Origin of the sequence: Protofrankia sp. Cr1, assembly GCF_963555865.1 — a bacterium.
In the GTDB taxonomy this organism is placed as follows: domain Bacteria; phylum Actinomycetota; class Actinomycetes; order Frankiales; family Frankiaceae; genus Protofrankia.
Map to the genome: position 1 here is coordinate 3,152 of NZ_CAUVXO010000072.1, position 610 is coordinate 3,761.

Consider the following 610-nt stretch of genomic DNA (forward strand, 5'->3'; position numbering starts at 1 on the left):
TTAGTCTTGCGCATGTTCTGTCGGGCACCGCTGATTCTGGCCGCTCACCGGCCTCGGCCCGCATCTGGCCGGCTACCGGCCTCGGCCCGCATCCGCAAGGACCGATCGGAGACTCATGACCGCCACGGACGACCGTACCGCGCAGCCGGCCGACGCTGGACCGCATCCGTTGGGGGTGCTGGTACAACGGCTCGACCCGGACCTCCCACTGCCCGCCTACGCCCATGCCGGTGACGCCGGCGCGGACCTCGTGGCGGCCCGGGATGTCACCCTTGCCCCCGGCGAGCGCACCATGGTCGGGACCGGGATAGCCGTCGCGCTGCCCGAGGGCTATGCGGCTTTCGTACACCCGCGCAGCGGCCTCGCCGCCCGCCACGGCGTGTCCATCGTCAATGCGCCGGGAACGGTCGACGCCGGTTACCGTGGTGAGATCAATGTTCTGCTCGTCAACACCGATCTACGCCAACCGGTCCACCTGCGGCGCGGTGACCGAATCGCGCAGCTTGTCGTCCAACGGGTGGAGCGTGCGGCGTTCCGCGAGGTCGCCGAGCTGCCTGAGACGGTACGGGGTACCGGTGGATTCGGGTCGACCGGCGGCTTCGCCTGACCG

Annotated in this window: 1 protein-coding gene; it reads left to right on the forward strand. The window is 70.2% G+C overall.

Annotated elements, in window-relative coordinates; genetic code table 11:
- Window positions 1-115: 115 nt before the first annotated feature.
- On the forward strand, window positions 116-607 hold the full coding sequence (gene dut / locus U9980_RS08910; RefSeq protein WP_322755093.1) for a dUTP diphosphatase: 492 nt from the start codon (window positions 116-118) through the stop codon (window positions 605-607).
- The last annotated feature ends 3 nt before the right edge of the window (window positions 608-610 follow it).

Coding starts and splice junctions, on each gene's coding strand:
- dut (WP_322755093.1), top strand. CDS start 116: ATGACCGCCACGGACGACCGTACCGCGCAGCCGGCCGACGCTGGACCG.